This is a genomic window from Pseudomonas sp. zfem001, assembly GCF_032621725.1.
GTDB classification, from domain to species: domain Bacteria; phylum Pseudomonadota; class Gammaproteobacteria; order Pseudomonadales; family Pseudomonadaceae; genus Aquipseudomonas; species Aquipseudomonas sediminis.
In genome coordinates this window covers 676,664-702,524 of sequence record NZ_JAVYJI010000001.1, presented here as the reverse complement: position 1 = coordinate 702,524, position 25,861 = coordinate 676,664, and the positions used below count along the sequence as shown (strand labels likewise).

General features: G+C 63.6%; 23 protein-coding genes. 5 read left to right on the top strand and 18 right to left on the bottom strand.

Translation table 11 applies throughout. From position 1 onward, the window contains the following. Positions 1–107 precede the first annotated feature (107 nt). Positions 108–1,055, top strand: coding sequence for a thioredoxin-disulfide reductase (trxB, locus tag RTH74_RS03475; RefSeq protein ID WP_112210471.1), 948 nt, complete (start codon positions 108–110; stop codon positions 1,053–1,055). Between the two features lie 93 nt (positions 1,056–1,148). Here the strand turns inward: trxB and RTH74_RS03470 are convergent, their stop codons facing one another. The 17 genes from RTH74_RS03470 to yaaA form a co-directional block, all read right to left on the bottom strand. Next, entirely contained in the window at positions 1,149–2,309 is a 1,161-nt protein-coding gene (locus RTH74_RS03470) for an AAA family ATPase (protein WP_316913760.1), read from the bottom strand. Positions 2,310–2,330: 21 nt separating this feature from the next. Then, positions 2,331–2,699, bottom strand: a complete 369-nt coding sequence (locus RTH74_RS03465; RefSeq protein WP_316913759.1) for a hypothetical protein — start codon at positions 2,697–2,699, stop codon at positions 2,331–2,333. Further along, positions 2,696–3,526: an SDR family oxidoreductase gene (locus tag RTH74_RS03460; protein ID WP_316913758.1), complete on the bottom strand. Its 831-nt coding sequence runs from the start codon at positions 3,524–3,526 to the stop codon at positions 2,696–2,698. The genes RTH74_RS03465 and RTH74_RS03460 overlap by 4 nt, the downstream gene beginning before the upstream one ends. Positions 3,527–3,717: 191 nt before the next feature. Continuing rightward, complete coding sequence (locus RTH74_RS03455) at positions 3,718–4,182, bottom strand: multidrug transporter (RefSeq protein WP_316913757.1); 465 nt, start codon at positions 4,180–4,182, stop codon at positions 3,718–3,720. Between the two features lie 165 nt (positions 4,183–4,347). Then, entirely contained in the window at positions 4,348–5,784 is a 1,437-nt protein-coding gene (locus tag RTH74_RS03450; protein WP_316913756.1) for a mannose-1-phosphate guanylyltransferase/mannose-6-phosphate isomerase, read from the bottom strand. A 215-nt stretch (positions 5,785–5,999) separates the two neighbouring features. After that, complete coding sequence (locus RTH74_RS03445; RefSeq protein WP_099522390.1) at positions 6,000–6,647, bottom strand: alginate O-acetyltransferase AlgF; 648 nt, start codon at positions 6,645–6,647, stop codon at positions 6,000–6,002. Positions 6,648–6,672: 25 nt separating this feature from the next. Continuing rightward, entirely contained in the window at positions 6,673–7,806 is a 1,134-nt protein-coding gene (locus tag RTH74_RS03440; RefSeq protein WP_316913755.1) for an alginate O-acetyltransferase, read from the bottom strand. 13 nt (positions 7,807–7,819) lie between these two features. After that, entirely contained in the window at positions 7,820–9,271 is a 1,452-nt protein-coding gene (locus tag RTH74_RS03435) for an MBOAT family protein (RefSeq protein WP_316913754.1), read from the bottom strand. Positions 9,272–9,470: 199 nt separating this feature from the next. Then, complete coding sequence (locus tag RTH74_RS03430) at positions 9,471–10,547, bottom strand: mannuronate-specific alginate lyase (protein WP_316913753.1); 1,077 nt, start codon at positions 10,545–10,547, stop codon at positions 9,471–9,473. Positions 10,548–10,557: 10 nt separating this feature from the next. Beyond that, a complete protein-coding gene (locus RTH74_RS03425) occupies positions 10,558–11,979 on the bottom strand; it encodes an alginate O-acetyltransferase (protein WP_316913752.1) in 1,422 nt (473 codons plus the stop codon). Between the two features lie 11 nt (positions 11,980–11,990). Beyond that, positions 11,991–13,526 (bottom strand): mannuronan 5-epimerase AlgG, encoded by a 1,536-nt coding sequence (gene algG / locus RTH74_RS03420; RefSeq protein ID WP_316913751.1) that lies wholly within the window; start codon positions 13,524–13,526, stop codon positions 11,991–11,993. An 11-nt stretch (positions 13,527–13,537) separates the two neighbouring features. Beyond that, the gene (locus RTH74_RS03415; protein ID WP_316914309.1) at positions 13,538–14,977 is read right to left on the bottom strand and encodes an alginate export family protein; all 1,440 of its coding nucleotides are present in this window, start codon (positions 14,975–14,977) and stop codon (positions 13,538–13,540) included. A 14-nt stretch (positions 14,978–14,991) separates the two neighbouring features. Then, the gene (algK, locus tag RTH74_RS03410) at positions 14,992–16,368 is read right to left on the bottom strand and encodes an alginate biosynthesis TPR repeat lipoprotein AlgK (RefSeq protein ID WP_316913750.1); all 1,377 of its coding nucleotides are present in this window, start codon (positions 16,366–16,368) and stop codon (positions 14,992–14,994) included. 10 nt (positions 16,369–16,378) lie between these two features. Beyond that, positions 16,379–17,542 (bottom strand): alginate biosynthesis protein Alg44, encoded by a 1,164-nt coding sequence (locus RTH74_RS03405; protein ID WP_316913749.1) that lies wholly within the window; start codon positions 17,540–17,542, stop codon positions 16,379–16,381. A gap of 26 nt (positions 17,543–17,568) precedes the next feature. Beyond that, positions 17,569–19,050: a mannuronan synthase gene (gene alg8 / locus RTH74_RS03400; protein WP_316913748.1), complete on the bottom strand. Its 1,482-nt coding sequence runs from the start codon at positions 19,048–19,050 to the stop codon at positions 17,569–17,571. Positions 19,051–19,101: 51 nt separating this feature from the next. Next, entirely contained in the window at positions 19,102–20,412 is a 1,311-nt protein-coding gene (gene algD, locus RTH74_RS03395) for a GDP-mannose 6-dehydrogenase (protein WP_099522380.1), read from the bottom strand. 707 nt (positions 20,413–21,119) lie between these two features. Then, positions 21,120–21,899 (bottom strand): peroxide stress protein YaaA, encoded by a 780-nt coding sequence (yaaA, locus tag RTH74_RS03390; RefSeq protein ID WP_316913747.1) that lies wholly within the window; start codon positions 21,897–21,899, stop codon positions 21,120–21,122. A gap of 629 nt (positions 21,900–22,528) precedes the next feature. Here yaaA and RTH74_RS03385 point away from each other — a divergent pair. The 4 genes from RTH74_RS03385 (at position 22,529) to moaE (ending at position 25,438) form a co-directional block, all read left to right on the top strand. Next, the gene (locus RTH74_RS03385) at positions 22,529–23,920 is read left to right on the top strand and encodes a PhoH family protein (protein WP_037005508.1); all 1,392 of its coding nucleotides are present in this window, start codon (positions 22,529–22,531) and stop codon (positions 23,918–23,920) included. Positions 23,921–24,185: 265 nt separating this feature from the next. Further along, positions 24,186–24,662 carry a cyclic pyranopterin monophosphate synthase MoaC gene (gene moaC / locus RTH74_RS03380; protein WP_316913746.1) on the top strand — a complete coding sequence of 159 codons (477 nt, stop codon included), beginning with the start codon at positions 24,186–24,188 and terminating at the stop codon, positions 24,660–24,662. Beyond that, positions 24,659–24,901, top strand: a complete 243-nt coding sequence (locus RTH74_RS03375) for a MoaD/ThiS family protein (protein ID WP_099522377.1) — start codon at positions 24,659–24,661, stop codon at positions 24,899–24,901. The genes moaC and RTH74_RS03375 overlap by 4 nt, the downstream gene beginning before the upstream one ends. A gap of 81 nt (positions 24,902–24,982) precedes the next feature. Then, on the top strand, positions 24,983–25,438 hold the full coding sequence (gene moaE, locus RTH74_RS03370) for a molybdopterin synthase catalytic subunit MoaE (RefSeq protein WP_316913745.1): 456 nt from the start codon (positions 24,983–24,985) through the stop codon (positions 25,436–25,438). 103 nt (positions 25,439–25,541) lie between these two features. Here moaE and RTH74_RS03365 read toward each other — a convergent pair whose 3' ends face one another. Further along, positions 25,542–25,706 carry a hypothetical protein gene (locus tag RTH74_RS03365; RefSeq protein ID WP_003459472.1) on the bottom strand — a complete coding sequence of 55 codons (165 nt, stop codon included), beginning with the start codon at positions 25,704–25,706 and terminating at the stop codon, positions 25,542–25,544. Positions 25,707–25,861 lie beyond the last annotated feature (155 nt).

The following is a 25,861-nucleotide window of genomic DNA, read 5'->3' as shown; positions in this document are numbered from 1 at the left end:
CAGTTTCGCTTTTGCGGGGCTCTCATTCTTCCAAGCCTTCCCCTAGTGCTTCGAGAGTCCCTTTTTATTCTGGCCTGCCGGCCCTGTGGGCCTGCGAGGAGTTAGCGATGTCCGCCGTTCGTCATGCCCGCGTCATCATCCTGGGTTCAGGCCCTGCCGGTTACAGCGCGGCGGTGTATGCCGCGCGCGCCAACCTGAAACCGCTGCTTATCACCGGTATCCAGGCCGGTGGCCAACTGACCACCACCACCGAAGTGGACAACTGGCCGGGCGATCCCCATGGCCTGACCGGGCCGGCGTTGATGCAGCGCATGCAGGAGCATGCCGAGCGTTTCGAAACCGAGATCGTCTTCGACCATATCAACGCCGTGGATCTGGCCGGCAAGCCGTTCACCCTGGTTGGCGACAGCGGTACCTATAGCTGCGACGCGCTGATCATCGCTACCGGTGCCAGCGCGCGTTACCTGGGGCTGCCCAGTGAGGAGGCGTTCATGGGCCGCGGCGTTTCGGCGTGCGCGACCTGCGACGGCTTCTTCTATCGCGGTCGCGAGGTCGCGGTGGTCGGTGGCGGCAATACGGCTGTGGAAGAGGCGCTGTACCTGGCCAATATCGCCAGCAAGGTCACGCTGATCCATCGCCGTGAGACCTTCCGTGCCGAGAAGATCCTGCAGGACAAGCTGCGTGCGCGTATTGCCGAGGGCAAGATCGAGCTGCAGCTCAATGCGGAGGTGGACGAGGTGCAGGGCGATGCCAGCGGCGTTACCGGCGTGCGCCTGAAGCAATACGGCGGCGCCTACCGCGAGCTGAGTGTCGAAGGGCTGTTCGTCGCCATCGGTCATACCCCCAATACCAGCCTGTTCGAAGGCCAGCTGGCGCTGAAGGATGGTTACCTGGTGGTCAATGGCGGGCGCGAGGGCAATGCCACCGCGACCAGCATTCCTGGCGTGTTCGCTGCCGGCGACGTGGCCGACTCGGTCTATCGCCAGGCGATCACTTCGGCCGGTGCAGGCTGCATGGCGGCGCTGGATGTTGAGCGCTATCTCGACGGGCTGTGAGAACACGTAGGCTGCGCTGTGCGCACCGCGCTTTGCAGGACCGTAGCTGATAGCGATCAGAAGCCGGTGCGCGCGGTGCACCCTACGGACGTCTTAATCCGGCCAATGCCAAGGCGGCTCGTCGAGCATGCCCTGGCCGCGGATGCAGGTCTGACCGAGCTGCTTGTCCAGCTCCAGGGTGTTGCAGTCGGGGCTTTCCTTGAGCGTGGCGATCAGGCGGCTGGCATGGGAGACGACCCATACCTGGGTCTGCTTCGAGGCGGCGATGATCAGGCGACCGAGTGCTGGCAACAGATCCGGATGCAGGCTGGTTTCCGGCTCGTTGAGCACCATCAATGAAGGCGGCCGTGGCGTGAGCAGGGCGGCGACCAGAAGTAGGTAGCGCAACGTACCGTCGGACAGTTCTGCAGCGCTCAGCGGGCGCAGCAAGCCTTCCTGGCGCAGCTCCACGGCGAAGCGCCCGCCCGCTTGAAAGTCGATATGCAGACGGCTGCCGGGAAAGGCGTCGTCGATGGCGGCGTCCAGTGCGGCGCGGTCGCCTATCTCGCGGATGGTCTGCAGCGCGGCTGCCAGGTCACGGCCATCGTGATGCAGCACTGGCGTACGCGTGCCCAGTTGCGGTTGGCGCGCGGGTGCCTCGGCATCGCTGCGAAAGTGATCGTAGAAGCGCCAGCGGCGGATGGTTTCGCGTAGCTGGAAGACTTCCGGGCAATTCGGGTCGTTGCCGATCTGGTCGAACAGGCTGTCGTAGTTCGGCACGTGCTGGGCCAATACCTGCCAGCTGCGTCCTTCACGCATTCGCACCATGGGCCCGGCGCGATCCACCAGCAGTGAGGCGGGGCGATAGCTGGCGCCGGCCCAGATGCATTCGCGCTTGATCTCCGGGTCGAGGGCGAAGGCCGAAGTGCTCGGCTCGGGCAGACCCAGGGCGATGGCATAGCCGAAATCATCACCGGCAAACCCCAGGCGTAGACGCATCACGTTCTGCCGTGGACCGCCCTGTACGGGCACCTCACCGCTGCGCATGCGCCGGGAAATCTTCTCCGGCCCGGCCCAGAAACTCGACTCCAGCCCGCCTTCGCGCGCCAGCGCGTTGACCACGCCACCTTGTGCGGTTTCCGCCAGCAGGCGCAGGGCGCGGTAGAGGTTGGACTTGCCGCTGCCGTTGGCGCCGGTGATCAGGTTGAGCTGGCCCAGCGGCAGGATCAGGCTGTTGATCGAGCGGTAGTTGGCGACGGCGAGGGTATGCAGCATGCAGATGGTTTCCTGGCGGAATCAGCGGCCATAACGTGGCGAAAACGCCAGCCAGGCCAGCACCGGGTAGCAGAGGTAGTGCAGGCTGAACAGAAACAGGCCCATGGGGCTGGGCGTGTCCTGCAGGTACATCATGCCCAGCAAGCCGAGGTAGAGCAGCCCGAGCGCGCCGCCATAGAGCAGGGTTAAGCGCCAGCGCTCGGTGTTGCTCGGCGCGCGCCCGCTTCGCCAGTGAAACACCAGTGCCAGACCGGCGGCGATGGCGGCGGCGATCAGCAGGGTGGTGAACACACCGCCCAGACGCACGAAGGTGCGCAGCAACAGGTTCAGCAGCACGGCGGCGATCACTCCCGCAACGGCGTAGTAGCGCACGGGCAGGCGCTGGCTCACAGCTGCTGCGCCAGGCCGAAACGTTTGCGCAGAACCCGTTCCAGCAGCGCCTTGGGCAGCAGTGTGGCGAGCAGCGGCAGGGCGCGACTGCCATTGCCCAGGCGCAGCAGGCGTGGGCGTGTGTCGCGCTGCACCGCGGTCAGCAGTTGCGCGGCAAAGTCGTTGGCCGGGGTCGGGTTGTCCTGCGAGGCGCGAGCGCGGGCGCGGATGCCGTCGCGCAGCGGCCACCAGGGCGAATCCTCGCGGATCAGCGCCTCGGCCTGCTGGCTGGCATTGGCGCCGAAACTGGAGGCGATGGCGCCTGGCTGCACTTCCATCACCTCGATGGAGAAGGGCGCCAGCTCCATGCGCAGGGCATCGCTCAAGGCATGCACCGCTGCCTTGGAGGCACAGTAAGCACCGGCGAAGGGCGTTACCAGTACCGAGGAAACGCTGCCGATATTGACCACCAGGCCACGGCTGCGACGCAGCAGGGGGAAGAAGGCGCGGGTGACGCCGACGATGGAGAACACGTTGGTTTCGAACTGTCGCTGCATGGCTTCCACGCCGCCGTCGAGCAGCGGGCCCATGGCGCCATAGCCAGCGTTGTTGATCAGTACATCGAGGCCGCCGATTTCCTCGCTCAGGCGTGTGGCTAGCTGCTGCAGCGCGCTGCCATCGTTGACGTCGAGTTGCACTGCGTGGAACCCCGCCTGCTCGAGCGCCGCAAGGTCACCATCCTTGCGTGCCGTGGCCCACACCGCGTAGCCAGCCGCCTTGAAGGCGTCGGCCAGGGCGCGGCCGATGCCGCTGGAACAACCAGTGATGAGAACGCTGGGTTGAGGCATGCGCGGGACTCCCTGAGACGCGAATGGGGCTGCAGCTTAGCAGGCTTGGCTTGAGGTGATGGCGGACAGTTCGCCTAGGCTCCTGAGTCCGCCCTACGGGGCTGGCAACGGATGTCGAGCTGTAGGAGCGAGCTCTGCTCGCGAACGCGTATGACGCCGCAAACTTCGCGAGCAGAGCTCGCTCCTACAGGTTATCGAATGAATTTGCCTTGCAGGCGCTCGGCGCGAAACTCCAGCGTAGCCGGGCGATAGCCGCTGCGCAGGTCGGGCAGGGGCATGCAGTCGCTCCAGCTGGCGTCCGGCAGCAGCTCGCCGGGGCCGCTGTAGCGTGGCGACTCGTAAAGGCGCTGGGCCAGGTTGGTGGCGTTGCCTGGGCGGTAGGCGGCGACTTCCCAGCGCAGCTCCAGCAGGGCGGCGTCGCTGCCGTTTTTCAGGTCGATGGCCAGTGGGCGATCAGCGTGGCAGCGCTGCGGGTCGTAGCTCAGGCGCAGTTCGAGATGGGCGAGGTAGCGCTCGTCCTGGCTTTCCTGCCAGAGCACCCAGGTGGCCACCAGGCCGAGCCCGACCAGCGCGGCCATGGACACCGGCAGGGCCTTGGTCGGGTAGCGAATCAGCAGGATCAGCCAGGTGATGACGAGTACGACACCGAACAGCATGAGGGCAGCCTTTTTGCGAAGTCTGCGTTCATCCTACACAAGGTGCTTTGTCAGGGTAACCGCGTGGGCTGTCGCAGGGTGTGACAGCTTGGGAGGCAGGCATGAGCAGTGGGAGGGGCTTTAGCCGCGAACGTCATCGCGGATAAAGTCCCTCCCACGGTTCATTCAGTGTGCGGCACCGGCGGCTACTGCATCGCTGCGACCGTATACATCTTCCAGGCGCTCGATATCGTCCTCACCGAGGTAGGTGCCGGACTGCACCTCGATGATCTCCAGCGGGATCTTGCCCGGGTTGGACAGGCGGTGTACCGAGGTCATCGGGATGTAGGTGGACTGGTTCTCGGTGAGCAGGAACTCTTTATCGTCGCAGGTCACCTTGGCGGTACCGGACACCACGATCCAGTGCTCGGCACGGTGGTGGTGCATCTGTAGCGACAGCTGCGCGCCCGGTTTGACGGTGATGTGCTTGACCTGGAAGCGGCCGCCCATGTCCACCGAGTCGTACGAACCCCAAGGGCGGTAGACCTCGCAGTGGTTCTGGGTCTCGCAGCGACCCTGCTCGTCGAGCTTGCCAACCAGCTTCTTGACGTCCTGCACGCGGTCCTTGTGCGCCACCATCATGGCGTCCTTGGTTTCCACCACGACGATGTCGTCCAGGCCGAGCACCGACACCAGCTTGCCATTGCCATGGATCAGGCAGTTGCGGCTGTCCTCGATCACCACGTCGCCCTTGGTCACGTTACCGGCGTCGTCCTTGTCGTGTACTTCCCAGATCGACGACCAGCTGCCGACATCGTTCCAGCCAGCGGCCAGCGGCACCACGCAGGCGCGGCTGGTCTTCTCCATCACCGCGTAGTCGATGGAGTTGTCCGGACAGCAGGCGAAGGTAGCTGGGTCGATGGCGATCTGCGTGCCGTCGCGCTGGCTGCGTTCCAGCGCCAGCAGGCAGGTGTCGTAGATGTCCACATCGTGGTGCTTGAGCTCTTCGAGGAAGCGGCTGGCGCGGAACAGGAACATGCCGCTGTTCCAGTAGTAATCGCCGCTCTTCACGTACTCGGTGGCGCGCTGGGCGTCGGGTTTCTCGACGAAGTTGGCCACACGCGCCACGCCGTCGGGCAGGGTGCCGTCGGCCTGGCCGCGGATATAGCCGTAGCCGGTTTCCGGACGGTCGGCCGGCACGCCGAACAGCACCATCTCGCCTTTTTCGGCGGCCACGGTGGCCAGCGCCAGGGCCTGGCGGAAGGCTTGCTGATCGTCCAGCACATGGTCGGCTGGGAGCACCAGCATCAGCTCGTCACGGCCTTCGGCGATCAGTTGCAGGGCCGCCATGGCTACAGCCGGTGCCGTGTTGCGGCCGAAGGGTTCGAGCAGGAGCATTTGTGCCTGCAGGTCGATCTGCTCCAACTGCTCGAGCACGATGAAACGGTGCTCCTGGTTGGCCACCAGCACGGGTGGTTGCATGCCCTCGATGGAAAGGCGCTGCAGGGTCTGCTGGAACAGCGTCTGCTCACCGGTCAGGGCGAGGAACTGCTTGGGATACAGCTTGCGCGAAAGAGGCCAGAGTCGCGAGCCGCTGCCACCGGAAAGGATGATGGGGGTCATGGTTGTGTCTCTCCTGAGCGATTGATCAAGTGGTTTGCCCGTGTCGTGTCGGTGCGACGTGTACCCGCCGTTTTCCTTGTTCTCAAAAAACTCGCTGCCTTAAGAAGGTTCTGAAAAAAGCCATTTATCGTCACTCCCGCGAAGGCGGGAGCCCAGGGACTACGCAGGTTCTGGATTCCCGCCTGCGCGGGAATGACGGCTATTTCAGAGTCTCCTTAACCGTCGATGGGGCGCTTGACCCATACCGGTGACAACTTGCCCTGACCGCCAGTGACGAACAGGCTGACGACTTCGCCGCGCCCGAGGGTGACCGGTTTCAGGTCGGCGACCTTGCGCTCACCGTCGAACAGCGCCAGGCCAACCTTCACCGGGTTGATCTCGCGGTCGCCACGGCCGTCAGGTTTGACGTCGGCGACCACGGCAGTCTTGCCGTCTGCGGTCTTCAGGCTGAGGGTGCTGTCAGTCAGGTTCTGTACACGCAGCAGCGCTTTCTGGCGGCTGGTGAAGGGCGGCTCCTCGACCAGGCGCGGCTCGGCGCCGGTCTGGCTGACCAGGGTGTAGTAACGCGCGGCCTGCAGATCCACCGCCATCTGTGCGTTACCGACCTGGGCCTGATAGCTGCCGGCCGGAAGGAACTTGAAGTCGCTGGAGCCCAGCGGCGAGATCTGCTTGAGCTGGGTCTGGCCGACGCTGACATCGAGTTCGGCGCTGCTGGCGTTGTAGGCGCGGACGAAGGCCGAGCCTTTCGGTGCCTTGGGCCCGTAAAGGGCGCCGTCATCGGCCTGTGCCTGGAACATGCCGAGGCCGAGGGCCAGGGCGCAGGCGCCCAGGGTGAAGCGGCGTAGGGTGGTTTGAGTTGTCATCGGATAGTCCTCCTTGGGGGATGAATCAGTGACTGGCAGCAGCCAGCCCCTGGCGCTCGCCGCCGTCTTTGAGTGCGGCGAGCCATTGCGGGTCGAAATCGGTGAAATCGCTGGCCATCGGCAGATAACGCTCGGGGAATTCCCAGATCACCAGCTGTGGCGGGTGGTCCTCAAGCTCGTCGCTTTGCAGGTACTTGAGCATCGGCACCAGCGGGCCGCCGCCTTCCTCGGCGTGGTTGGCCAGATCGCGCTGCAGGTGCTCACGCAGGGCGCCTGCGAAGTTCCAGGCCGGGTTGGCGCTGTAGCTGGTGCCGACCAGCGTCACCGGCAGGTCGCTGTCGCCGAACAGGTCGTCGCTACTGCTTTCGGCGGCTTGGGTCTCACGCTGCTGCAAGCGGTCGGCCTGCGGCATCAGGTTTTCGAACAGCGGTGCCAGCGGCAGAAAGCGAGTCAGGTCGCCTTCGTGCGTGCGGGTTTCCACGGTTTCGGTGACGAACTGCTGTGGCTCGCCACGCAGTTGTATGGCGCTGTGCACCACGTCACTCAGCGCCTTGGCTGTGACGTCGGCGCCTTCCGGAGTCCAGTGGGTGTCGGTACGCAGGAACACCGGGGCGTCGGCTTTGGCTGCCTGCAGCGGTGCGAGCAGATCCGGCGCGGCGATCCCGGCGTTGCGCACCGCGCGGTGAAAACGCGGGTACAGGCTGCGCTGCAGAGCGCTGGGGCGATGGCTACCGGTGTGCTCCGGGTACAGACGCGTCTTGGCCGGGACGATGGCCAGAATCAGTTGGATATCGCGCTCCTCGAGCTGACGCTGTACACCACGAATCAGCGCCAGGTTGTCGCGCAGCTGACGCTGACCGTCGACCACCGGATCGAACTCTTCGTCCGAATACAGCCAGCCGTCTTCGCCGATCACCAGGCCACTGCGGCCCTCGCCGAATGCCAGGTATTCCACGGCGGCCCAGAGGTTGATGCCGGCCTGCTTGAGCGGGAAGTTCTCGTCGTAGTGACGCTCGAAGCTCTTGGCCAGGCCGCCGTCGAGCACACTCGGCTGCGCTGGCATGTGGTAGTCGGCGAGCTTGGTCAGGGCGAGCAGGCTGGCCGGCAACAGCAGCAGGGCGAACAGCGCGACATACAGGGTCTTGATGGGGCGATTCATTGTCGGCCTCCGCTCAGAACTGGAAGTACAGGAAGGGGGAGTAGCTCTGCGCCGAGAGCTTGAGCAGCGAGACGCAGAACAACAGCAGCAGGGCGCCGCGCATGGCCACCAGGCGCAGGTCGACGGCTTGCAGGGCAATGCCGGCACTGGCCAGGGTCAGGCCCGGCTCATGGTTGCGGCTGGCGAGGAACTGGCGGGCGCCGTTGACAGCGATCACTACCCAGGCCAGCACCAGCGTGACCATCTGCAGCCCGGTGATGCGCGCCAGGGTCAACTCGCTCAATTGCCAGTCAGCAAAGCTGAACAGCGCGGCATACATGCGCCCGGCCACCTGCAGATTCTCGGCGCGGAAGATCACCCAGCCGAGCATCACCAGCAGCAGGGTGAAAGCCCATTTCAGCGGGTTGAACACAATCGGTGCGGCTTTCACGCCGAGGGCGCGTTCGATGGCCAGCCACATGCCGTGCCAGGCGCCCCAGATCAGGAAAGTCCAGTTGGCGCCGTGCCAGAAACCGCCCAGCAGCATGGTCAGGAACAGGTTGCGGTAGGTGTTAAAGGTGCCGTGGCGGTTGCCGCCCAGCGGTACGTACAGGTAGTCGCGCAGCCAGGTGGACAGGCTGATGTGCCAGCGCCGCCAGAACTCGGTGATCGACTGGCTGATATAGGGCTGGTTGAAGTTCTCCATGAAGCGAAAGCCCATCATCAGGCCCAGGCCGATGGCCATGTCGCTATAGCCGGAGAAGTCGAAGTAGAGCTGCGCGGTGTAGGCGATCATGCCCAGCCAGGCATCGCCGGTGCTGGGGTTTTCCAGGGCGAAGCAGTGGTCCACCAGCGGTGCCAGGCTGTCGGCGATGAATACCTTCTTGACGAAGCCCTGCATGAAGCGCGTGGCGCCTTCACTGAACTTGTCGAGGCTGTGGGTGCGGTCGGTGAACTGGTCGGCCAGGTCCTTGTAGCGCAGCACCGGGCCGGCGATCAGTTGCGGGAACAGAGCAATGAAGGCCGCGAAGTTGATCAGGTTGCGCGTTGGCTCGGTATCGCGGCGGTACACGTCGATCAGGTAGCTGATCGACTGGAAGATGTAGAAGGAAATACCGATCGGCAGGATCACCGCCGTGAGGACGAAGGGCTCCATCCCCATCGATTCGAGCACGGCGTTGATGTTGGCCACGCCGAAGTTGGCGTACTTGAAGTAGCCCAGGGTGGCAAGGTTGCCGACCACACCTGCGACCACCCAGCGGCGCGCCGCCTCTGTGCCGGCATGCGCCTGGATGCGCAGGCCGAAGACGTAGTTCCACAGCGTCACGGCGGCGAACAGCAGGAGGAAATCCACCCGCCACCAGGCATAGAAGGCGTAGCTGCCAATCAGGATCAGCAGGTTGCGCCCGCGATTCGGGCACAGGTAGTACAGGCCGAGAAAGATCGGCAGAAACAGGAACAAAAAGACGTTGGATGAAAAGACCATCCGTGCTTCTCCGTGAACAGCCGGGGCAGCGCCCCCCTTTCCCCCCGCGAGCGGAGGGTTTGTGTTTGCCCTGCTTACCGGGCGTAGGGAGTGGTTCTTGCCCTCTCCCCAACCCTCTCCCATGAATGGGAGAGGGAGCTTGAACGGTGTGTAGCTTTCTCCCCTCGCCCGCTTGCGGGAGAGGGGCCGGGGGAGAGGGCTAGCCGCCCCCGCCGAATACCTGGGTCACCTCGCCACCGAGGCGGAAGCTGTTGAACGGCCCCATCTCCTGGTTCAGTTCGCGGGTCTCTTCACTGCAGGCGTAGAGGCTGCAGTAGGGCGCCAGCCAGGCGTACTTGAAGTCCTTGCGCAGCTCGCTCATGTCCTGCTTGGAGCCGGTGCGCTGGGCGAACGCAGCCGGGTCGCGCGCACCTTGCAGTACGCGTTCGGCCAGGCGCTGCAGGGCGCCATGGTTCTCGCCGCGCAGGTCGACTTCATTGGCCTCGGCGAACGCAGCGATCATCGCCAGCGGCGGCAGGGCGTAGTTGTGGTAGGCCAGGGCGCGTTGGCTACGGCGCATCTCGTTGGCCAGGTAGCCTTCGTCATCGACCTGGTTGGCGGCGATGCGGAACTGACTGACGGACCAGTCGAACAGGTCGCGACGATCATCGATGACCGCCACCGCCATCACCGACCAGGCGGCCCAGTAACTGTGGTTGTTGATCTTGCGCAGAGGCAGGTCGCTCCACTCGCGTACCGTGTGTTCGGCCAGGCGGGTGAACCAGGCCTCGATGCGTGCGCTCTGCTGCGGGTAGGCGGCCAGTGGCTGCGACTCGGAAAACTTCAGGCGCAGCCAGGCGCCGGCCAGGCTGCCGAGCGCCCATTTGCGCATCGACTTGCCTGTGTGGTTGAACTGCTCGGACTCCAGCGCATCGGCACTGGCCCACTGGTCGAGCCATTCGATGGCGCACTCCAGGCGCTCCGGCTGACCGGTGCGCATGTAGCTGGTGATCATCCGTCCGCCTTCCTTCTCCAGACGGACGATGCCCTCGGTCTGCTTGCGGAAGTTCTTCTCCGCCTGGCGGTTGAGCGTGGCGCGCGCCTTGTCGGAGCCCTCGTACTTGCTGGTGAACTGCAGCTCACCGGTATACGGCTGCGGCACCGCCGGGCAGGCGGGGGCCTTGCCGTCGCGCTGGCCGACGGCGGCGTAGTAGCCCGCTGGCGGTTGCAGTTCGGCAAAGGCCGGGCCGCTGAGCAGCACGGCCATCAGGGTCAAGGGAGCGAGTCGTATGGGCATGGTGGCCTCCTCAGTCGTGCTGCGCGACTTGCTGGCTGGTGCCGCTCGGGCGTTGGCACAGGCTGGCCTGGACTTTCAGGTCGTCGGCGCTGTCTTCGGGCTTCTGGATTTCCAGGGCGAAGAAGTTCTGCTCACCCCAGCCCGGCTCGTCGCGCAACTCGACGGTGAAACGGCCGTCGGTATCGACGGTGTTGGGTTTCTCCAGCTTGAGCTGTTCGCGGCGGCCGTTGAGGTACCAGATGGTGGCGTCGACGCGCTTGACCGCAGGGTCGCTGAAACGCAGGTCGAGCTGGTGGCGATTGCCGGCCAGGGTCAGCAGCTTGTTCTCGCCATTGACGAGGATTTCGTTGCTGCCCGGATGCAGGCGCTTCTCGCTGGCGAGCACCTCGGTCTGGCCGCTGCAGCCATTGCTCAGGCTGGCCATCAGCTGGCGGTGGATGCGGTCGGAAGCCAGGTCGTAGAGCGGCGAGAACTCCCAGATGAGGACTTGCGGTGGGTCGTTCTGGAAGGCATCGCTGGCCAGGTACTCGAGCATCGCGCCTTCCAGGCCGCCACCCGGGAAGGCTGCGTTGAGCACGTCGGTGCCCAGGTACTCTTCGAGAAAGCCGCCGAAGTTGTAGTTCTTGCCGCTGTGGCTGGTGCCGACCAGGGTGATCTTCGGGCTGCTCTCGTCGCCGAACAGCGCGTCGCCATCGCTGGCGTCCTTCGGTTCGGTGATGAACTGATCGACGTATTGCACCGCGTAGCCGGTGCCGCACAGCTGGCTGGCGACGTTCTGCATAGTGCCGGTCTTGCCCATCAGGCCGATGCGTTCGGTGACGAATTCCTTCTGCGGAATATCTTCGAAACCGGGGATGCGCTTGACCGTCTCGGCCACCAGCCGTGCGGTGCGCTCGGCACCGTAGGGCGTCCAGTGCTGGTCGCGGCGGAAGTAGAACTCCTTGTCGCTGTTTTCGTCGGTCAGCGGCGTCAGGTCCGGCACCCAGATACCCAGTTGCTCGAAGCGGGTCAGCGCCTGGCGGTAGTTGCGCAGCGCCTTGTCGTAGTCGAAGCGCTGGTAGTCGGCGGGCGACAGCTTGTTGCGATTGACCAGGCCGCGGGTCGGTTGGTAGACCACCACCAGTTCCACGCCGCGTTGCTTGAGGCCGTCACGTAGCTCCTTGAGGCGTTGGTAGCCGACTTCACTGGTGCCGAACTCGGTGCGCAGGTCTTCGACGCTGCGAAACAGCCAGCCTTCCTCGGCATCGAGCAGGGTGACGAAGTTCTTCATGTAGTTGGTGGTGTAGCGGCTGGCGTCGTGCGCAGCCGGGCACAGCGAGCAGCAGTCTTCGACCTGATACTGCGGCGCCTGGCGCTCTTGCGCCTGCAGGGCGGTGCTGGCCAGGGCACAGGCCACGGCCAGGGAAAGGGACTTGAAGGGTGATGGGATCATCGTTGGCCTCATCAATTGGTCAGTTTCTCGGGCTCGATCGGATCGATCAGCACGGGTAGGCGCTGGCGCACCATGAGGTCGAGGATTTCGTCCTGTTTTTCGCCGAGGATGCCGGCGAGCTGGATGCCGCTGCTCTTGCGCGGGGCAAGCATCTTCACGCGGTACAGCTCGACCGACAGCGGCGAGTCGATGTTGATCGGGCTGGAGCCGTTACCGGCCAGGGTGCCGCCGACGATGATCATCGAGATCTTGGTATCGAACGGGTCGAGGTCCAGGTCGCGGTCGGTGTCGGAGAGGTCCTTGATATGGCCGTACACGCCGGTCAGCTGGTTCATCGCCGAGAGGTTGTCGTACAGGCGAATGTTCTCGCTGTTGCGGATGCGGATGCCATGGCGCTGGTTGCGCAGCACCTGGTTGCCCCACAGCAGGTTGTCGCCGCTTTCGTACAGGGTGATGCCGTCGGCATGGTTGCCGTGCACGCGGTTGTAAGCGATCAGGTTGTGCTCGCTGCTACGGTCGATAACGATGCCGGAGAGCTTGTTGTCGTAGCTTTCGTTGTTGATGATCCAGCTGTCGTTGACCTCGCGCGAGATGATGATGCCGTGCTTCTTCTTGGTACCGAACACGGTGTTCTCGGCGATGATCAGGCCGTGCGAGCGGTCATGCGGGTCGATGCCGTAGACGATGTTGTCGCGGTAGGTGTTGCCCTTGATCACCACGTTCTGCGCTTCGTAGCAGTAGAAGCCGTACCAGTGATCGACGAACTCGGAGTCGATCAGCCAGCCGGTCGGCTCTTCACGTTGCAGGCGCTCGTGCATGCTCGGTGTGTACTGGGTGATCGATACGCCGTAGGACTTGGAATTGTCGTAGCCCAGGCTGGTCAGCACGCTGCTGGCGATATACAGCTCGCTGCCGCCCCAGGACACCAGAAACGGGCGGAACTCCTTGCCGTTGTCGCGCATGGTCGCCGGGCCGTTATCGGCCTCGCGCCAGGCGGTGACGCGGGTGTCGGTGATGAACATCTGACCATCGTTGACCAGGAACGAACCGCGCTCCTGCGACAGGCGCAGCTCGCGGGTTTCCTTGCCCACATGCAGCGTCGCGCCCTCGGCGACGACGATGGGCAGGCGGGCGATGTACACGCCCGGCTCCTGCTCGGCGAACTGGCTGTCGGGCAGCGCCTTGGCCAGATCCTGGGCGGTGACCAGGCCACCTTCGATGAAGATCGCCTGGGGCATGCCCTGCTGGCGTTTGATCCACTCGCGCAGGCGCTCGTTGCCACCGGTGAAATCCTTCAGCGCGTCCTGGCGCAGCATGCGCCGCACCACCACCTGACCGCGTTGTTCACGCGGGATCTTGGCCAGCACGGCCTCCTTGGTGTAGCCGGATAGGTCCGGCAGTTTGGGCGCTTCCATATGCAGTTCGTCCGCCGGGGCGCTACGCACGCGGTAGTCGAACTGGTGCTGCGTCGGGTTGGCCTGGGCCAGGGGCGCGGTGAGGCACAGTGCGCCGAGCAGCAGGGGTAGGGCTAAGCCGTTGGGTTGCATGGTCCGATCCCTCAGAAGCGCCAGATGAAGTCGACGAAGGCGCGGTGCATCACCGAATCGGTGCCGCTGCCGTAGGCGTCGCCCGGCAGGAACACGCCGGCGCGCAGGCGTACCAGCGCCGAACGATCATCCAGCTGTTCGGCGACGGTGGCCGGCAGCAGGCCCTGCTTGAAGTAGCGGGTCAGCACCAGGTCGACTTCCTGGCCGATGTCTTTCTCGCCCGCTACCAGCGGTGCGGTGATGCCGCTGTCGCCGACGTCCTGGTCGCCATCGACGCGCCAGAAACGGTGATAGACGACGCTGGCGTCGTAGTCCTCGCCCAGTTGCCAGGAGCTGAACGCACTGGCCACCTGCAGGTTCGACAGTTCGCCGCGGAAGGCCTCGCCGTAACGGTGCAGGCGTGATTCGACGCCGGTGAAGTTGGCGCGGTTGCTGTGCAGTCCTGTCTGCATGAACTGGCGTGACTTGCCTTCATCGCCACCGCCGCTACCACGGGCATAGGCGGCGCCGATCTTCCAGTTGTCATCGAGGCTGTAGCGCAGGCCAAGGTCCATCGCCCAGGCGTCGACATCCTGGCTACGCGAGCCGGTGGCGATACGGTCATTGCCGATCACTTCCTGCTGCAACTGATCGGTATCGCCCTGCAGCCAGGTCAGCTGCGCCCAGTAGTTGAGGCGATTGCGCGAATTGCGCTCGAAGAAGCCGCCGTCGGCGTGCAGGCCGAACCAGGTCAGGTCACCGGTGTAGCGTTTGCTCAGTTCGTCGACACGCTCGCCAGGATTGGCCAGGCGGCCGTCGTCGCGGCTGTGGTGCAGCTTGGCGCCGATGCGGTGGCCGGGCGTCCACTGGTAGTCGAGGCCGGCGAAGAAGTGCTGGCGATCTTCGTCTTCGGGCGCCAGGTCATCGAGGTCGGTGCGGTAATCGGAGAAGCGCTCGGCAACGCCGACCGTGGCTTGCAGCAGGGTGGTATCGAAGCGCCAATTGACGGCTTCGATATTGGTGTCCCACCAGGTGCCTTCGTTGCTGCGCAGGCGCTGACGGCCGACGCGCAGGTGTTCACCCGGGTAGGCGGTGAGGCCGGCGTAATCGACCCAGAATTCGCGCATGGCCAGGTAGCTCTTGTCCGGCTGGCGTGCGTCGCTGCGTTGTTCGCTGCCTTCGCCGTCATCCTGCAACGGGTCGGTTTCGATGGTGTCGGTGGCGGTAACCGCCTGGCCCATGGCGAAGGCGCTCCAGTCGCCACGCTCGCCGTAGACCCAGGGGCGCAGGTCGAGACCGATACCGTTGACGTCGCCACCCGAGCGGGTGCCGAGGTCGCGGTCGTCTTCCGATTGCGCGGTGATCTTCACATCCAGGCCGAAATTCTTCGGCGCATCCGCCGCCCAGGCAGCGCTGGCTGCCAGCAGGCTGGCGCCCAGCCCCAATTGGCTGACGATACGGTTTAGCTGCATGCGTGCATCCTTGTTCATGGCTGGCTGACCTGCAGGGCGGCCTGCTGCTGCAGGACGATGCCGCGGGCATCACGCTCCTCGCGCAGCAGGCGTTGGCCCTCGGCCAGTTGTGCCGGGGTCAGGCTCTCGGCCACTTCATGCGCCAGCTCGAAGGTCGGTGGCGTATTGCGCGGCAGGGCCAGTTGACTGAATACGTAGGCGTTGACCGGGTTGGGTTTAACCCCACGGCCCTGGCTGAACATCTGCGCGAGGGCGAAGTCGGCGCTGAGCTGGCCAGCACGGGCGGCGCTAAGCAGGTGGTCGAGCGCCTGCTGGGCGTAGACCTCGCCGAGGTAGCCGCGCAGGTAGATCTGCCCCAGGTAGTAATTGGCGCTGGGTTCGCTAGGCGCTGCCTTGCGCAGGTGTTCTTCGGCTTTCTTCGGCTCCTGCGGCAGTAGCTTGCCTTCGTAGTACAGGCGTCCGAGCAGCAGCTCGGCGCGCGGCAGGGCCGCTGCACGGCCCTTGTCCAGATAACCGAGCAGGGTGTCGGTATCGCCCTGGCCCGGATAGTCGTAGAGCAGACGCGCGAGGCTGACCCAGGCGGCCGGATAGTTCGGCGCGATGGCTTCGAGCAGGTCTTGTGCCTGCTGCGGTTGTGGCTGGCCGACCTCAGGGTCGCTGAGTACCTGGGCCACGGAGTCGACCTGGTTGGGCGAAACAGTGCCGGCGCGATAACCCGCCAGCAGTTGCTCGATCAGCGCCTGACGGTCGTCTTCGCGGTTCTGCTTCTGGTACACGGTGGCCAGTTCGGCGTAGCAGGCGTCGTTGCTGGCCAGGCGTGCCTGGCAGATACGCTCGATCTCGCCCAGGTGCTGGTCGTAGGTGCCATCGGTGCGGTACAGAAGAATCTGCGCCAGTTCTGCCTGGGGCAGACCCTGCTGGCGCCAGTCTTGGATACGTTGCGCAAGGTTCATGGCGGGGAAGTCCTGTGGGTAGAACAGATAGAGTTCGGTCAGCGGCAGCAGCGCACTGGGCTCGTGAGCCTGCGCTGCGCTCTCCAGCAGCTCGGCGGCCTCCTGGCGCTCGGCCAGGCTGCTGCCGGGCTTGCGCGCCAGCAGCTTGCCGAGGCGCGCCTTGGCGCGCGGTGAGCCGTCGAGGGCCTGACGGTAAATACGCTCGGCCTCATCCAGATCCTGAGTCTGGCCATTGGCTGCGTAGATGTCGGCCAGGCCGATCTGCGCGTCGCTGTAGCCCATTTCGGCGAGCTGGCGGAAATGCCATTCGGCCGTCTGCTGGTCGCCGCTCTGCAGGGCTTCGCGCGCCAGGCGCTCATCCGGCAGACCGGTGCAACCGGCCAGCGTGGCGCTGACGGCGAGGCCGAGCAGGGCAGGGCGAAGAAGGGGCATGCTCACGGCGATCTCCTTAGCGACCCGCCGCGACGGCGCGATCGACCAGGCCGCCGAAGGACGGACCACGGTCGATGACCACGTCCACCGGTTGCCCGGCGAGGCTGGCCGGCAGAGTTTCTTCCGGCTGGATCACCACGCGGATGTCCGAGCTCAGGCCGCCGTCATGCAGTGCACTGCTGACGATCTCGCCGCGACGCGACTGGTCTTCGCCGGCCACCTTGAAGGTCACCGGGGTGCCAGGACGAGCCTGCTCCAGGTGGCGATAAGGGAAGCTGGCGGCGACGGTTGCCACGCCATCCTGCGGCACCAGTTCGAAGATCACGTCGCCCTTGCTGGCGAACTGACCGTCGGCCACCAGTTGGCGGGAGATCTTGCAGTTGCACGGGCTGGTCAGGGTGCCCTGCATCTCGCGGGCGAACAGCGCTTCGATCTGGCTCGGCTCGAGCTGATCGTCGCCCAAGTGGCCCTTGAGCATTTCCAGCATGCTGGTGGTGAAGGTGGCGATTGGCGCGCCTTTCTCGACGATGCCATCGGGCTGCGCCAGGCTCTGCACGCTGCCTTCACGCGGCATGGTCACCTGCAGTGCCGGCAGGCTGATCTGCGCCGACTGCGCGTGAGTGACGAAGTACAGGCCGTAGATCGACTTGCCGATGTAACCGAAGGCGGCCAGGCCGATAAGGAAGATCGCGCCGCTGAAGGTCACCGCGCGCAAACGGCCGAACATGCCCATGCCACCGGCTGCGCCACTCTTGCGCGCCTTGGTGAAGTTGTCGCGCTGCAGGATGTGCAGCACCTCACCGACGTTGACCAGCTCACCGGCCAGGTGCGCGCTGATCAGGTGGCGCAGGGCTGCAGCTTCACGCGCGCCGATGTTGTGGAACTGGCAGCCGACGCGGTTTTGCTCGGACTGCACGGCATTGACCTGGAATTCCACGTCCAGCCCCAGCACCAGGCTGTCGAGCTGGAACTGCAACTGGCCGCGATGAAAATCACCGACCTTGTGCGTGGTCTTCTCGTTGGTGAAGCTGAAACCGCCAGCAGAAACATCCTGCAGGCGTGCGTCGATGCGTTCGCCCTTGGCATTGGTAAAGCGCAAGCGTCCTGGCAGCTTGACGCGGGCATGCTGGCGCTGGGCCTCGGACTCATGGACGACGTTGTGATTGGCGACGGAGTTCATGGTGGTTAATTCCTATTCGAGTACGGTCACACCAGCGCCAGCAGCGCGGCGATGAAGACAGAGGCGGCAGAGAAGGTCATGGCACGCGACGACCAGCTGTTGAACCAGTTGGCGAAGCTGGACAGGCCGCGGTTGAGCTTGGTGTTCTGGCGCGTCCAGGATTGCTGGTCGAGGCGGAAGAACACGTAGATCTTCACCAGCGCGCCGACGATCTGGTTGTAATAGAGCAGCACCGGGTAGGCCGGGCCGATGCGGTGGCCGGAGCACATCAGCAGCAGCGTGAGGATCAGCCGCGTGCTGCCGATCCACAGCAGGTAGATCAGCAGGTACATCAGGCTGTACTTGATGCTGGCGATGATCGCTACGGATAGGCCCAGCAGGCAGGTCCACATCGACACACGCTGGTCGAACAGCACCAGGCTGGTGAAGGCGCCGAGGCGGCCCATGCCCAGACGCAGGGCGCGCGAGTTCTGCCGCAGGTTGTTGCCGTACCAGCGGAACATCAGCTTGCGGCTGGCCTTGATGAAACTCTTCTCCGGCGGGTGCTCGACCGTGTTGATCGCCGCATCCGGCACGTAGAAGGTGTCGTAGCCCAGGCGCATCAGGCTGTACCAGCTGGACTTGTCGTCACCGGTGAGGAACTGGAAGCGCCCCAGGCGCCAGTGCTCGAGGTGATCGCTTTCTACGTCGCGGATGAACTCGGGGTCGGTCACCACGCTGGCGCGGAACACCGACATGCGCCCGGTCATGGTCAGCACGCGTTTGGAGAGCGCCATCGAGCACATGTTGAGGTGGCGCTGAGCGAAGCGCAGCTTGTGCCACTCGCTCATCAGGTAACTGCCGCGTACCTCGCAGAACTCGTTGGTGGTCAGCCCGCCGACGTTGGGGAAGAGCTTGAACCAGGGCACGGTCTTGATCACTACGCCCGGCTCGAGCACGGTATCGCCGTCGATCACCGCCACCACCGCATCGCGGTCCGGCATCTGCCGGGAAATGGCGCGGAAACCATAGGCCAGACCATCACGCTTGCCGGTGCCGGGGATACGTACGATGTCCAGGGTGACATGCGCCGGCGGCTCGGCCTGAGCCCAGAGGTTCTTGATCAGCAACTCGTCGGAGAGCTCGACGATCGAGCACACCACGGTGCAGGGATACCCGCAGTCGATGGCTTCGCGAATCACCGAGCGGTAGACCATGGCGGTGGTCAGCGCCTCGATGCGAAAGCTGGTGACCAGCAGGAACACATGAGAGGGGTCGGCGTCCTTGCCGAGTTTTGTAACCTTGCGGCGATACCAGGGGTACACCAGGTAAAGGAACAGGCAGCCGCGCACAAAGTGCATGGCCCCCATGGAATAGCGCCAGATGCCGACGATGCCGATGAGCAGGATGAAGTCCCGCGCTTCGGGGTCGAGCACCGTGCGTGGCAGGGCCAGTGCCAGCAGCATCAGCAGGCTGAGATAGAGCATCCAGCCGCTGGCTTGGTTGAGGCCGTTCTTGAGCTTGTCCATATGCGTCTCCGAGTACCTGCGCGCGCTGGGCGCGCAGGTACGTTCGGGTCCTTACCAGCAGATGCCTTCGGCCACGCCATTGCTGGCGTGGGGCATGAAGCCGACCAGGTCGATCACCCGCTTGCCGCTCGGCGCCTGCTCAGCCAGCTTGGCGAAACGCTCGTCGCTGTTGCCCAGAACGATGATGTCGGCCTTGGCCACGACGTCTTCGAGGTCGCTGTTGAGCAGCGAGGAAACGTGCGGGATCTTCGACTCGATGTATTCCTTGTTGGCCCCGTGGACACGGGCGTATTCGACGTTGCGGTCGTAGATGCTCAGGTCGAAACCCTTGCCGATGAGCATTTCCGCCAGTTCCACCTGCGGGCTTTCACGCAGGTCATCGGTGCCGGCCTTGAAGCTCAGGCCGAGCAGGGCGACCTTGCGCGAATCCTGGCTGGCGATGATGTCGAAGGCCTTCTGCACCTGGGCGGCGTTGCTGCGCATCAGCGAGCCGATCAGCGGGGCTTCCACGTCCAGGCTACCGGCGCGGTAGTTCAGCGCGCGTACGTCCTTGGGCAGGCAGGAGCCGCCGAAGGCGAAGCCGGGTTTCATGTAGTACTTGGAGAGGTTGAGTTTGTGGTCCTGGCAGACCACGTCCATCACCTCGCGACCATCGACGCCGACGGCCTTGGCGATGTTGCCGATCTCGTTGGCGAAGGTGACCTTGGCGGCGTGCCAGACGTTGCAGGTGTACTTGATCATCTCGGCGACTTCGATGTCCTTGCGGATGATCGGCGCGTCGAGCTCGCTGTAGATGCTTTCCAGCAGGTCGCCGGAGGCTTTGTCCAGCTCACCGATGACGGTCATCGGGGGGAAATCGTAGTCCTTGATCGCGGTGCTCTCGCGCAGGAACTCGGGGTTAACCGCCAGGCCGAAGTCGACGCCAGCCTTCTTGCCCGAGCAGTCTTCGAGAATCGGCAGTACCACGTTCTTCGCGGTGCCCGGCAGTACGGTGCTGCGAACCACTACGGTGTGGCGCTCTTTCTTGTCGCGCATGGCGAAACCGATCTCGCGGCACACGCCTTCGATGTAGTTCAGTTCCAGGTCGCCGTTCTTCTTGCTCGGCGTACCGACACAGATGAACGACACATCGCTTTCCAGAACGGCAGCGGCAACGTCGGTGGTGCCACGCAGGCGGCCCTGACGCAGACCTTGTTGCAGCAGTTCTTCCAGGCCCGGTTCAACGATGGGCGATTTGCCGTTATTGATCAGGTCGATCTTGTTCGCGGAGATATCCACGCCAATCACGTCGTGACCCCGTGCCGACAAACAGCCGGCACAAACAGCACCTACATAACCCAAACCAAAGATACTGATTCGCATGGTATTAACCTCGTCCGTTTGATGCAGTTTTAAATAATGGCCTTATGGCCAAAACTCGTCCGTGAACTCACCGTTTTAATAGGTTTGAGTTCATTCAGGCATAAGTAGAGTGGGCGCCGGAAGTGGCACCAAGTGCGGGCCTTTATATTGAAGGCTGGCCCTTTGATGTTGTCGCTGTCGCCTCGCTTGGGGCCTCTATATCGGTACTGTGGCGGGTTGCCATCTCTCCCTTTGACGCGCACAAACTTTCTTTTGGGTGAAACTGTTCTGCAAAACTTAATTCGCTATCTGGCAGGTTCAAGTGTTCAGAAAGTTATGTATTGAAATGTGTTACGGGCTGTATGAGTGGCGGTCCTTTCGGATAGTTCCTACCGTTCGTCCTGAAGCTGAACCGGAGCTGAACGGATAATTTGATTGCAATATAATGGCAAGTTGCAAAATGCATGATGGCAATATGTTCATTAATATGCTTGAAACTATCGGATAACTAAGCCGTGCAATAAGTTCGCGAAGAAGTGCAGTTGCGCTGAAAGTGTGACGCCAAGCAGGTTTTCAGGTGCAGGCCTGTGGTCGCAGGAACCACGGGCAAGCGCAACGCTCGCGCTGCAGCTAAGCGGCAGGCGAGAGAGAGGCGGAAGAGGGCAAGCGCAGCGGCCAAGCCCATGCGACAACCGATGAGCGGTGCATGGGCTTGGCTGGAGGAGGGGTCAGTCTTGCGGCTGGTCGCGCAGGAAAACCAGACTGTCGGTCTTGGAATGCTCGGCCGAATAACGGTAGCCCTGATAGTTGAAGTCCTTCAGGCCTTCAGGGTTGGTCAGGCGCTCCTTGATCACGTAGCGCGCCATCAGGCCGCGGGCCTTCTTGGCGTAGAAGCTGATGATCTTGTACTGGCCGTTCTTCAGGTCCTTGAACTCGGTGTCGATGAGGCGTGCGCTCAGCGCCTTGCGTTTGACCGCGCCGAAGTACTCGTTGGAGGCCAGGTTGAGCAGCACGTCATCGCCTTGGGCCGCCAGCGCTTCGTTGAGCCAGCCGCTGATGCGCTCGCCCCAGAAAGCGTACAGATCCTTGCCGCGGCCGTTGGCCAGCTTGGTGCCCATTTCCAGGCGGTAGGCCTGCATCAGGTCCAGCGGGCGCAGCACGCCGTACAGGCCGGAAAGCATGCGCAGGTGAGTCTGAGCGAAGTCGAAGTCCTCTTCGGAGAAATCCTCGGCGTTCAGCCCGGTGTACACGTCGCCCTTGAACGCCAGCAGCGCCTGCTTGGCGTTGGACGGGTTGAACGGCCGCTCCCAGCTGCCGAAACGCGCGGCATTGAGGCCGGCAAGCTTGTCCGACAGATGCATCAGCTCGGCGATCTGCGCCGGGCTGAAATCGCGCAGTTGGGCGATCAGTTCCTGGGCGTGGTCGAGGTGTTCGGGTTGGGTGAAGCGCGGGGTGGCGGGCGGCGTCTCGTAGTCGAGGGTCTTGGCCGGTGAAATCACCATCAGCATGTGCGGAATCTCCAGAAAGCGTGACGGCGATTCTAGCAGGCCGTTGAAAAACGTAGGCGAGGCAGTCAGTGCAAGGCAAAAACAGGCGAAAAAGCGGAGTTTACGAGTTGTAAATGAGCATTTTGAGCCGGTTTTTAACGCAGCAATGGCAACGCAGGTAGTTTTTCAACAGCCTGCTAGAGGGCAGGGGAGCGGCAAGACCACTTATCGGGGCGATTGAGGAACGCGTGGTAGGCACGAGCCCTGCTCGCGAAGCGCTCGCGGGCAATTGAGCACAGGCGGAGCGTTACCTGCACCTGATTGGCGCGGCATGCTGCAAGAGGGGGCGGGGTAGAGAAGGGAGTGACAGCAGGTAGGACTTCGGACTGTAACGGGGTGCTGGCGGCTCGCCAAGCACTATCTGTCGCGTCTGCAAATAAACCTGCATGACGATAAAAAAACGTTTTTCTGTCATGTGAATTGGAGTAATAAAAAAGCAAGACCGCCGAAACCTGCATACAGGTGGCGGCCATTGGCCCTCACCTTGCTTGCCACCTTTCGGCCCCGACCTGAAAAAGTCGGCGGTCTCTGTCCGGCGCAGCACCGCCCAGGTATTGCGTCGCCTGGCTACTACAAGAAGGTGACCGAGTATGGATGACCACGGACGCTCCAAGCCCACCGCTCCAACCCTCTACGCCCTCGACACCAATGTTCTGATCCACGATCCCAACGCCTTGCTCAACTTCGAAGAACACCACGTCGCCATCCCGATGACGGTGTTGGAGGAACTCGACAAACTGAAATCCGGCAAGCATGGCGTTGCCGCCGAATGTCGCCAGGCCATCCGCCTGATCGATCAGATTCTCGCCGGTGCCGAACCTGAGGACGTCGAGTACGGGGTACCCATCCAGCGCGGCAAGAGCGGCCCCTGCGGTCGTCTTTCCATCCTTATGAGTAAAAGTGCGGCGCCGGTCACCTGGCTGCCGGAAAACCTCAACGACAACAAGATCATCAACCAGTTGGTGGAGCTGAAGTCGCGCAACCCCGGCCTGTCCGTGGTGCTGGTGACCAAGGACATCAACATGCGCCTGAAGGCGCGCGCTTGCGGGATCGACGCCGAGGACTATCACACCGACCAACTGGTCGATGACGTCTCGCTGCTGTCGAAGGGGTATCACGACATGCCCGGCTCGTTCTGGGATCGCGTGAGCAAGGTCGACACCCGTCAGGATCACGGCCGTACCTGGCACCGCGTGCAACTGACCGACAACCTGCCGGCCGTGCACGTCAACGAGTTCATCCTCGATGAGCAGGGCTTCGTCGGCTGGATCAAGGCGATCAAGGGCGATGAACTGGTGATCCTCGACATGCACCAGGAACCGCTGCTGCACCAGGAAGCCTGGGGCCTGAAACCGCGCGACATCCATCAAGCGCTGGCGCTGTTCGCGCTGCTCGATCCGGACATTCACCTGGTCAACCTGTCCGGCGCCGCCGGCTCGGGCAAGACCATCCTGGCGCTGGCCGCGGCCATCGAGCAGACCATGGTCAGCAAGCGCTACCGGCGCATCATCGCCACCCGCAGCGTGCAGGGGCTGGATCAGGAGATAGGCTTTCTGCCCGGCACCGAGGCGGAGAAGATGGAGCCCTGGCTCGGCGCGATTACCGACAACCTCGAGGCGCTGCATATGGAGGATGAGAGCACTCACGGTAGCGTCGACTACATCCTGCAGAAGGTGCCGCTGCAATTTAAGTCGTTGAACTACATCCGCGGGCGCAGCTTCCAGCAGAGCCTGATCCTTATCGACGAATGCCAGAACCTCACCCCGCACCAGATGAAGACCATCATCACCCGTGCCGGCAACGGCTCGAAGGTGGTGTGCCTGGGCAACCTGGCGCAGATCGACACCCCCTACCTGTCCGCGCCCAGTTCGGGCCTGACCTACCTCACCGAACGCTTCAAGGACTTCCCGCACGGCGTGCACATCACCCTGCAAGGCGTACCGCGCTCGATCCTCGCGGAGTACGCGGAAACCCATATGTAACCCTCCAGCTGTGAAACACTGGCGCCCCTGCTCGCAAGAGCAGGGGCGTTTTAGTCTGCATTGATGAATTTCTGTATGCCCCGTGGGAGCGGCTTCAGCCGCGATGATCGCGGATAAATACGCCGCTGCAGTTGTGTAGCCGAATCTAGTCAGTAGCCAGGATGAAATCCGGGGCGTTTTGCCACTCTGGCCCTGGATTTCATCCGGGCTACGAAATCCTGACCTGCAGGTTTACAATCGGCCGATTCCCGCCAGGAGCTTTCCCGTGCTGACCCACCTCGATTCCCAAGGCCGCGCGCACATGGTCGACGTCACCGACAAGGCGACCACCTTCCGCGAAGCCACCGCCGAAGCGCGCGTGCGCATGCTGCCCGCCACCCTGCAGATGATCGTCGCCGGTGAGCACCCCAAGGGCGACGTATTCGCCGTGGCGCGTATCGCCGGCATCCAGGCCGCGAAGAGAACCAGTGACCTGATCCCCCTTTGCCACCCGCTGATGCTCACCGGCGTCAAGGTCGAGCTACGCGCCGAAGGCGACGACAGCGTGCATATCACTGCCCGTTGCAAACTGTCCGGGCAAACCGGTGTCGAGATGGAAGCACTGACTGCCGCCAGCGTCGCCGCGCTGACCATCTATGACATGTGCAAGGCCGTGGATCGCGGCATGGTCATCGAGCAGGTACGCCTGCTGGAAAAGCTCGGCGGCAAGAGCGGTCACTACAAGCTGGAGGAACAAGCATGATCCGCGTGCAATACTTCGCCCGCTACCGTGAAGCCCTGGGCCGTGACGACGAGCAACTGAGCGGCGACTTCGCCACACTCGACGACGTGCGCCTGCACCTGGTTGCCCGTGGCGGCGAATGGGAAGTGCTGGGTGAGCAGAACCTGATGTGCGCGCGCAACCAGGAACTGTGCAGCCTCGACGAGCCGCTGACCGAAGGCGATGAAGTCGCCTTCTTCCCCACCGTTACCGGCGGTTAATCGCCGGGTGACTCTACCAGCGATGCGCTCCGATTCTGTAGGGGGGGCTTTAGCCCACCATTTCGAGCAAACGAGATCCTCATGACCATCCGCGTCCAAGCCCAACCCTTCGATCCTGGCAGCGAGCTCAACGCCCTGCATGCCACCAACCTCGGTATCGGCGCGGTGGTCACCTTCGTCGGCTACGTGCGCGATTTCAATGATGGCCGCGAGGTCGGTGGCATGTTCCTCGAGCACTTCCCCGGCATGACCGAAAAGGCTCTGGCCAGGATCGCCGATGAGGCGCGCGAGCGCTGGCCGCTGCTGGGCATCGAGATCATCCACCGCATCGGTCGCCTGGAGCCGGGCGAACCTATCGTCTTCGTCGGCACCAGCAGCGCCCACCGCCAGGCATCGTTCGATGCCTGCAACTTCATCATGGATTACCTGAAAACCCGCGCGCCGTTCTGGAAGAAGGAAGACACCAGCCAAGGCCCGCGCTGGGTCGAAGGCCGCTGCAGCGACCAGAGCGCCGCCGAGCGTTGGCAGCGCCCGTAGGGTGCGCCGCGCGCACCGACCCTTCGCTACACCGCGCTCGAATAGACAGCGACATCATCAACATCGCTCGGTGCGCATGGCGCACCCTACGGTGCCCTGAGCCCTACGCCAGCGCCAGATGCACCCGCAACGCAATCGGCACCAACATCAGCAATACGCCCAAGCCCAGTACGCGCACGCCCCATTCGTGCTCGCGGAAGTTGAAGCCGACGCCCAACAGCAGAAAGCCACCGATCAGCAGCATCAACATCAGGTGATAGTGGTCCATGGCGCTTCTCCACGTTGCAGTCCTGATTACAGCTTAGTCCCGCCGTTTGGCTTGGGGGCTGACCTAGGGCAATGAATACCTGACTCGATTGGCGACAAAGGGCGTCTCGATTGGTCGCTGTCTGGCGCCAGGGCCTGCTCCATACTGTGCGCAGT

Coding starts and splice junctions, on each gene's coding strand:
- algG (WP_316913751.1), bottom strand. CDS start 13,526: ATGCAACCCAACGGCTTAGCCCTACCCCTGCTGCTCGGCGCACTGTGC.
- alg8 (WP_316913748.1), bottom strand. CDS start 19,050: ATGGACAAGCTCAAGAACGGCCTCAACCAAGCCAGCGGCTGGATGCTC.
- RTH74_RS03445 (WP_099522390.1), bottom strand. CDS start 6,647: ATGACAACTCAAACCACCCTACGCCGCTTCACCCTGGGCGCCTGCGCC.
- moaE (WP_316913745.1), top strand. CDS start 24,983: ATGACCATCCGCGTCCAAGCCCAACCCTTCGATCCTGGCAGCGAGCTC.
- yaaA (WP_316913747.1), bottom strand. CDS start 21,899: ATGCTGATGGTGATTTCACCGGCCAAGACCCTCGACTACGAGACGCCG.
- RTH74_RS03425 (WP_316913752.1), bottom strand. CDS start 11,979: ATGATCCCATCACCCTTCAAGTCCCTTTCCCTGGCCGTGGCCTGTGCC.
- RTH74_RS03450 (WP_316913756.1), bottom strand. CDS start 5,784: ATGACCCCCATCATCCTTTCCGGTGGCAGCGGCTCGCGACTCTGGCCT.
- RTH74_RS03455 (WP_316913757.1), bottom strand. CDS start 4,182: ATGCTGTTCGGTGTCGTACTCGTCATCACCTGGCTGATCCTGCTGATT.
- algD (WP_099522380.1), bottom strand. CDS start 20,412: ATGCGAATCAGTATCTTTGGTTTGGGTTATGTAGGTGCTGTTTGTGCC.
- RTH74_RS03430 (WP_316913753.1), bottom strand. CDS start 10,547: ATGCCCATACGACTCGCTCCCTTGACCCTGATGGCCGTGCTGCTCAGC.
- RTH74_RS03405 (WP_316913749.1), bottom strand. CDS start 17,542: ATGAACTCCGTCGCCAATCACAACGTCGTCCATGAGTCCGAGGCCCAG.
- RTH74_RS03415 (WP_316914309.1), bottom strand. CDS start 14,977: ATGCAGCTAAACCGTATCGTCAGCCAATTGGGGCTGGGCGCCAGCCTG.
- RTH74_RS03440 (WP_316913755.1), bottom strand. CDS start 7,806: ATGAATCGCCCCATCAAGACCCTGTATGTCGCGCTGTTCGCCCTGCTG.
- RTH74_RS03375 (WP_099522377.1), top strand. CDS start 24,659: ATGATCCGCGTGCAATACTTCGCCCGCTACCGTGAAGCCCTGGGCCGT.
- RTH74_RS03435 (WP_316913754.1), bottom strand. CDS start 9,271: ATGGTCTTTTCATCCAACGTCTTTTTGTTCCTGTTTCTGCCGATCTTT.
- RTH74_RS03460 (WP_316913758.1), bottom strand. CDS start 3,526: ATGCCTCAACCCAGCGTTCTCATCACTGGTTGTTCCAGCGGCATCGGC.
- trxB (WP_112210471.1), top strand. CDS start 108: ATGTCCGCCGTTCGTCATGCCCGCGTCATCATCCTGGGTTCAGGCCCT.
- RTH74_RS03365 (WP_003459472.1), bottom strand. CDS start 25,706: ATGGACCACTATCACCTGATGTTGATGCTGCTGATCGGTGGCTTTCTG.
- RTH74_RS03470 (WP_316913760.1), bottom strand. CDS start 2,309: ATGCTGCATACCCTCGCCGTCGCCAACTACCGCTCGATCAACAGCCTG.
- RTH74_RS03385 (WP_037005508.1), top strand. CDS start 22,529: ATGGATGACCACGGACGCTCCAAGCCCACCGCTCCAACCCTCTACGCC.